Below are 8,041 nucleotides of genomic sequence, written 5' to 3'. Positions count from 1 at the left end.
CGCGGGCGTCGGGGTGCTCGCGCCGCAGCTGCGCCCGGCGGTCCGGGTTGGCGGTGACCACCGCGTCCAGCCGGAGCCCGGGGGTGGTGGCGATGCCCCCCACCCGTCCGTCCATCCGCCCTGCTGAGGGAGTCGCCATGCCCCAAGGACGCGCAGTGCGAGACCTGCCCGCCGTCACGGAGTTCCTGCTCGCCCGCTTCGCCGAACTGCTGGACGTCCCCCCGGCCTCGGTGGACCGCCTGGCGCCGATGCACCGCTACGGACTGGACTCGCTGAGGTCGGTCTCCCTCGCGGCCGCCCTCACCGAATTCCTAGGTTGGCAGGTACCTGCCACCTGGATGTGGCAGTACCCGACCGTCGACGGCCTGGCCCGGGCCCTGGTCGCGGGCCCGCGGGCCGCCGGGCCCGCCCCGAGCACCACCGTCCGCCGCGCGCCCTCGAACGAGCCCGTCGCGATCGTGGGCATCGGCTGCCGGTTCCCCGGCGGGCCGGACCCGTCCGCCTTCTGGCGGCTGCTGGTCGAGGGCGGCGACGCCGTCGGACCGGTGCCCGCCGCACGGCGCGAGCTGCTGAACGACCGGGTCCGCTGGGGCGGCTTCATCGACGGCATCGACCGCTTCGACCCGCTGTTCTTCGGCATCTCGCCCCGCGAAGCCGTCCAGATGGACCCGCAGCAGCGGCTGATCCTGGAGCTGTCCTGGGAGGCGCTGGAGGACGCCGGCATCGCGCCGCACAGCCTGGTCGGCAGCGACACCGGCGTCTTCATGGCCTCCTGCTGGGGCGACTACGCCGCGCTCGCGCACTACCGCGGCCCCGACGCCCAGATCACCCCGCACACCGCGACCGGCATGCACGACGGCATCATCGCCAACCGCGTCTCCTACGTCCTCGGCCTGCAGGGCCCGAGCATGGCGATCGACGCCGCCTGCGCCGGATCGCTGGTCTCGGTGCACGTCGGCTGCCAGTCGATCTGGCTGGGCGAGAGCGACCTGGTGCTGGCCGGCGGCGTCAACCTGAGCTTCGTCTCCGACTACTACACCGCCATGGACGCGATGGGCGCGCTCGCCCCCGACGGCCGCTGCAAGTCCTTCGACGCCCGGGCCGACGGCTACGTCCGCGGCGAGGGCGCCGGCGTCGTCGTGCTCGCCCCGCTGAGCGTGGCCCTGGAGCGCGACCTGCCGGTGTACTGCCTGATCAAGGGCAGCTCCTCCAACAACGACGGCCTGAGCAACGGCATGACCGCGCCGAACCCGCAGGCGCAGGAGAAGATGCTCCGCACCGCCTACCAGCGGGCCGGCATCGACCCGCACCTGGTGGACTACATCGAGTGCCACGGCTCCGCGACCCCGCTCGGCGACCCGATCGAGGCCAACGCCATCGGCGCGGTGCTGGGCGGCGGCGAGCGCGCGGTACCGCTGCGGCTCGGCTCCGTGAAGTCCAACGTCGGGCACCTGGAGGCGGCCGCCGGCATCGTCGGCCTGGTCAAGCTGGCGCTGTCGATGCGCAACGGCGTCCTGCCGCCGAGCCTGCACTACAGCGCGCCGAACCCGCAGATCATGTTCGACGCCTACAACCTCACCGTCCAGGACCGGCTGACGCCGTGGCCGCGCCGCTCGGACGCCCGCCGCGGCGGCGTCAGCTCCTTCGGGTTCGGCGGCGCGATCTGCCACGTCGCCGTCGAGGAACTGCCGCGCCCCGAGAGCTCGCTGCTCCTGCTGGCCGCGGACAGCCGGGAGGCGCTGGCCGAACGGGCGCTGGCGCTGCGCGACGAGAGCGACCTGCGCGCGCTCTGCCGCCGCACCCCGGGTGACGGCCCGTTCCGGCTGGCCGCCGCCGCCCAGGACATGGCCGAGCTCAGGACCCGACTGGACGCCTTCGCCGCCGGTGCGAGCGCCCCCGGACTGAGCGTCGGAGAGCCGGCCGGGCGCCGGCCCAAGGTGGCATTCCTGTTCTCCGGCAACGGCTCGCAGTGGGTCGGCATGGGCCGCCAACTGCTCGCCGGCATGCCGGTGTTCCGCCGCTCCATGATGGCCTCCGACCGGCGGATGCGGGAGCTGCTGGGCTTCTCCCTGGTCGACCAGCTGCTCTCCCCCGACGGCCGCCTCGACGACATGGACGTCTTCCAGCCGCTGCTGTTCTCGCTCCAGGTCGCGCTCGCCGAGACCTGGCGCGCGCTGGGCGTGGAGCCGGACGTCGTGCTGGGCCAGAGCGTCGGCGAGTTCGCCGCCTCGCACATCGCCGGCGCGCTCGACTTCGACGACGCCTCCCGGCTGGCCGCCCACCACGGCCGGCTGCTCCAGCAGTTGGCGGTGGGGCGCGGCGAGGGCATCGTGGTGATGACCCCCGTCGACGCGGTCGAGCCGTACCTGAGCGGCGGGCTCACCGTCTCCGGCCGCAACGGGCTGGGCTCCACCCTGGTCACCGGCACCCCGCAGGAGATCGACGAGCTCGTCCGGCGGCTCACCGAGGACGGCGTCACCAACCACCGGGTGCGGATGGGCCACGCGCCGCACTCCCCGCTGGTCGACCAGGTGCTCGCCCCGCTGAAGGCCGAACTCGACGGCATCGTGCCCCGGACCACCCGGGTGCCGATGATCTCCTCGGTCACCGGCGCCCTCGTCGACGGCGCGGAACTCGGGCCGGAGTACTGGGCGGAGAACCTGCGCCGGGAGATCCGGATGGTCGACGCCCTGACGGAGCTGCGCGGCCACGCCGTCGACGCGGTGATCGAGATCAGCCCGCACCCCGTCCTGCTCAAGTCGGTGGCGGAGATCCTGCCCGCGGTCACCCTGCCCTCGCTGCGGCGCGGCGCCGACGAGGCCGCCGTCCTGCTCGGCTCGCTCGGCGCCCTGTACACCGCCGGACTGCCCGTCGCCGCCCACCCGTTCCTCGCGGGCGACCGGGGGCGGCACCTCGCACCGGGCCACGGCGACGCGGCACCGGACGGGCCGGCGCAGCTCGTCACCGTCTCGGCCCGCACCGCGGAGGCGCTGACCGACACCTGCCGCGAGCTGTCCAACCACGTCGAACGCGACCCGGGCCTGCGGGTCGCCGACCTCGCCTACACCCTCGCCGCCCGGCGCAGCCACCACGGCCACCGGATCGCCCTGCTCGCCCGCAACCGGCAGGACGTCCTGGACGGCCTCGCCCGGGTCGCCGCCGGGCAGCCGCACCCGGACGTCGTCACGGGCGCGGTCTCCGGCACCCCCGACCGGCGGGTGGCGCTGGTGTTCTCCGGCGGCGGCACCCAGTGGGTCGGCATGGGCCGCGAACTGCTGCGCACGCACGCCGGGTTCCGCCGCCGGATGCGGGCCTGCGACGCCGCCGTGCGGGCGGCCGGGGGCCACTCGGTGCTCGACCTGCTCGCCGCGCCGGCCGAGCGGGCCAGGTACGAGGAGATGGACTTCCAGCAGCCCGTGCTGTTCGCGCTCCAGGTCTCGCTGGCGCAGGTCTGGCTGGACCTCGGCATCGAGCCGGCCGCGGTCGTCGGGCACAGCCTGGGCGAGGCCGCGGCCGCCTGCGTCGCCGGGGCGCTCTCCCTGGAGGACGCCGCCCGGGTCGTGGTGGCCCGCTCGCACCTGCTCCAGCACAAGGCCGCCGCGGGCGCCATGATCTCGGTCGACCTCCCGGAGGCGGAGCTGCTGCCGCGGCTCGCCCGCCACACCGGGCAGGCGGCCGTCGCGGTGGTCAACAGCCCCACCAGCGCGGCGGTCTCCGGCTCGCCCGAGGCCGTCGACGCCCTGGAGGCCGAGCTGCTGCGGGACGGCGTGCCGACCCGCCGGATCCGGGTCGAACGGCCGGTGCACAGCCCCGGCATGGACCCGCTGATCGAGCCGCTGCGCGAGCGCATCGAGGGCATCACCGCGCTGCCGCCGCGGATCGACTTCCACTCCACGGCGCTGGCCGACACGGTGAACCCGGTCGCCGACGTCGACTACTGGGTGCACAACCTGCGCGACCAGGTCCGGTTCGCCGAGACGATCGGCGCGCTGGTCGACCGGGGTGTCGGCACCTTCATCGAGATCGGCCCGCACGAGACGCTGCGCGGCGCGGTCGAGGAGATCGCCTTCACCCGCGGCGCCACCGGCGTGCACGCGATCAACTCGCTGCGGCGCGGCGAGAGCGACTTGCGCTGTCTGCTGGGCGCCGCCGCCTCGCTGTACGTCCGGGGCCTGCCGCTGGTCTTCGACTCGCTGTTCGCCGATGACGTCGAGGTCGTGGAGACGCCGCTGGTCCAGTGGCAGAAGGAGCGCCACTGGATCGACACCGAGCCCCGGCGCGAGGCCGCCCCGGCGCCGGCGCAGGCCGCCGCCACCGTGGCCGTGCCCCGGCCGGCTCCCGTGGAGACGGTGCGGACGGTCGAGCCGGCGGCGGCCCGGCCGCTGGAGGAGGTCGTGCTCGCCGAACTCGCCGACGCCCTGGGCGTGCCGGTGAGCCGGTTCGACGCCGGCGCCGCCCTGCGCGACTTCGGCCTCGACTCGATGCTGGCGATCCGCCTGGTCAACCGGATGCAGTCGCTGCTCGGCCACCGGGTCTCGCCGGTGGTGTTCCTGGACGGCCGGAGCATCGCCGAGGTCGTCGCCCACTTCGTCGCCCTCGACGGCGCGCCGGCCGCGCCCGCCCCGGCGCCCGTCCCCGCCCCCGCCCCCGTCCCCCCCGCCGCCGTCCCGGTGCCGGTCCTCGCACCGGAGCCGGCACCCGAGCCGCACCGGAGCTTCCTCGACGAGCTGTCCGAGCTGGACGCCGAGGAGCTGGTGGAGGAACTGGACGCCCGCGGGCTGCTGGAGCCCACCGACGGACCGGCCCTGGAGCAGCTGCGCGCCGACGGCCTCGGCCTCCGGGTCGCCCCGGCCTCGCACGGCCAGGCCTCGCTCTGGTTCATGCAGATGGTCGCCCCGGACGCCGTGCCCTACAACTTCATGGTGACCGCCCGGATCCGCACCGCGATCGACGAGCGGGCCCTCGAACGCGCCGTCCGCGCCGTCCTGGACCGCCACCCCGCCCTGCGCACGCTGTTCGTGGAGGCCGGCGGCCACCCGTACCAGGTGATCCTGGACGAGCCGGTGTACGAGTTCACCGTGGTCGACGGCTCCGGTCTGGACCCCGAGGAGGCCCGCGAGGAACTCGCCCGCCGCGGCCACGAACCGCTCGACCTGGACAACGGGCCGCTGGTGCGGATCGTCCTGCTGACCCGGGAACCGGCCGACCACTACCTGCTGGTGCTCGTCCACCACATCGCCTCGGACGCCGCGTCGGCCGATGTGATGATCCGCGAGATCCAGGAGTTCTACCAGGGCGCCGACCCGGCCGAGCGCGAACCGGCCGCCCCGTACACCGAGTTCGTCGCCCGCGAGCGGCGGTGGCTGGCGGGGCCGGCGGCCGACGCGGCGCTGGACTGGTGGTCGCGCCAGCTGGAGGAACCACCCGCCCACCTCGACCTGTCCGACAAGGAGCGGCCGCCGGGCGTCACCTACGAGGGCCGTGACCTCGCGTTCCGCTGGAGCGCCGAGGAGAGCCGCCTGCTGCGGGAGTTCGCGGTGCGCGAGGGCGTGTCGGTCAGCACCGTCGTGCTGGCCGGGTTCTTCGCCACCCTCAACCGCGCGGTCGGCACCGAGGACGCGGTGCTGGCCACCGCGATCGCCCAACGGTCCGAGCCCGGCTGGGAGTCCGCCGTCGGCTACTACCTCAACACCGTGCTGGTCCGGGCCAACCCGGCTCCCGACCGCAGCTTCCGCGCCCTGCTGGGCGAGGTGCACGCCTTCTCGCTGGGCCTCCTGGAGCACATGGACTACCCGCTCGACCTGCTGGCCTCCCAGCTGAAGCCGCCGCGCGTCGAGGGCCGCTCGCCGTGGTTCGACGTGGTGGTGAACTGGCTCTCCTCGGACGCCTTCCCGCGCTCCGTCAAGCTCTTCCACGGCGTCGGCGACCCGCTCACCCCCGACGGCGCCCTGCCCCTGGAACCGCTCCAGGTCCGCCGGCACCTCGCCAAGTTCGACCTGGAGATCTCGATGGCCGACATCGACGGCCGCGTGGCCGGCCACGTCCAGTTCAAGCCGAGCTACCTGGACCGGCGGACCGTCACCGCGCTGCTCGCGCTCTACCGCACCGTGCTCTTCGACTCGATCGCCCGCCCCGACCTGGCCCTCGGCGACCTCACGCCGGCCGGCCTCCCCAAGGAGACGGACCAGTGACCGACACCCTGTACTCCGAGTTCCTCGCGCAAGCGGTCAAGAACCCCGACGCGACCGCCGTCTACTCCGACGCCGGCGTCCTGACCTACGGCGAGCTGGAGGAGCGCTCCCGGCTGCTGGCCGAACGGCTGACCGCCGAGGGCGCCGGGCCCGGCGTCCCGGTCGGCCTCTGCGTCGAGCGCACCCCCGACCTGCTGGTCGGACTCCTGGCGGTCCTGCGCTCCGGCTCCTGCTACCTGCCGCTGGACCCGAACTACCCGGCCGACCGGCTGGCCTTCATGGTCCAGGACAGCGGGACCGGGCTGGTGCTCACCACGCCCGTCTCCCGGGGCGACTGCCCGACCGGCCCGACCCTGGTGGTGCTCGGCGAGACCGTGACCACCGAGCCGGGCGCGAAGCCCGCGGCGGTCGTGCCGGAGGACACCGCGTACATCATCTACACCTCGGGCTCCACCGGCCGGCCCAAGGGCGTGGCGGTGCGGCACAGCGGCTTGGTGGCGATGCTCGCCGAGCTGGACCGCGCCCTGGAGGGCTGCGACCTGAGCGGCATCTCGGCGGCCAGTTCGGTCTGCTTCGACATGTCCGTGATGGAGGTCTTCAACGCGCTCTGCCGCGGCGGCGCCGTGATCCTCGTGGAGAGCGCCGTGCAGCTGGCGGAGAGCCGGTACGCCGACCGGATCACCCATCTGAACGTCGTCCCGTCGGTCATGAACGGCCTGCTGGACGCCGGCGCGCTGCCGCCGAACGTGCGCTCGATCGTGTTCGGCGGCGAGGCGCTGCGCCGCAAGCTGGTGGACCGCGCCTACCGGGAGACCACCGCCGTCCGGGTGTTCAACGCCTACGGCCCCACCGAGGGGACCGTGTTCTGCTCCTTCGGGCCGGTGCCGGAGGAGGGCACCGAGGAGCCGACCATCGGCCGGCCGACGGCCACCGACCGGGTCTACGTGCTGGACGGCGACCTGGCGCCGGTCCCGGCCGGTGAGCCGGGCGAGCTCTTCCTCGGCGGCGCCGGCGTGGCGCACGGCTACGTCAACCGGCCGGAGACCACGGCCGAGCGCTTCCTGCCGGACCCGTTCGCCGGCGGTGAGGCGCGGATGTACCGCACCGGTGACCTGGTCCGGTTCACCGACGACGGCGAACTCCAGTTCCTCGGCCGTACCGACCACCAGGTCAAGCTGCGCGGCTACCGGATCGAGCTGGAGGAGGTCGAGGCCCGGCTGACCGGCTGCCCCGAGGTGCGGGAGGCCGCCGCCGCCGTCCGGGGCACCCGGCTGATCGGCTACGTGGTGCCCGCGGGCGACGGCGCCGCGCCCGACGGCCCCCGGCTGGACGCCGGGCTGCAGAGCGCCATCACCGGACGGCTCGCCGTCGAACTGCCCGAGTACATGGTGCCGTCGACCCTGGTGTTCCTGGCCGCCCTGCCGCTGGGCCCGGGCGGGAAGCTCGACCGCAACGCGCTCCCCGAGCCGCCGGCCGCCGGCGCCGGCGGACCACTGACGGCCGCCGCCACGCCGACCGAGGTGGCCCTGGCGGAGATCTGGGGCGAACTGCTCGACCTCGACCCCGCGGGCATCGACGTGCAGTCCGCCTTCTACGACCTGGGCGGCGACTCGCTGCTGCTGGTCAGGCTCGCCCGGCTGATGACCCGGCGCTTCGAGCGGCGCGTGCGGGTGCCCGACCTGTTCAGCTTCCGGGACATCGCCTCCCTCGCCCGCTGGCTCGACGACGACAGCGGCGCCGCCTCCGAGGTGGTCGAGTCGGCCCGCCGGCGCGCCACCGCCCGCCGGACCGCGCTGCGCGGGCGCGGCGGCGGCGCCACCGGCCGCTGAGCCGCCGGAGCACGTCACTCA

2 protein-coding genes are annotated in these 8,041 nt (G+C 74.7%); both read left to right on the top strand.

Features of this window, described 5'->3' with window-relative positions; all coding sequences use genetic code 11:
- Positions 1-155 precede the first annotated feature (155 nt).
- Complete coding sequence (locus ABTX81_RS20130; protein ID WP_350547531.1) at positions 156-6,191, top strand: acyltransferase domain-containing protein; 6,036 nt, start codon at positions 156-158, stop codon at positions 6,189-6,191.
- Positions 6,188-8,020 carry a non-ribosomal peptide synthetase gene (locus ABTX81_RS20125; protein ID WP_350547528.1) on the top strand — a complete coding sequence of 611 codons (1,833 nt, stop codon included), beginning with the start codon at positions 6,188-6,190 and terminating at the stop codon, positions 8,018-8,020. The genes ABTX81_RS20130 and ABTX81_RS20125 overlap by 4 nt, the downstream gene beginning before the upstream one ends.
- Positions 8,021-8,041 lie beyond the last annotated feature (21 nt).

This window comes from Kitasatospora sp. NPDC097605 (genome assembly GCF_040302725.1).
Lineage (GTDB): Bacteria > Actinomycetota > Actinomycetes > Streptomycetales > Streptomycetaceae > Kitasatospora.
Note: the sequence above shows the minus strand (reverse complement) of the source record. Positions and strands in the feature narration are given on the sequence as shown.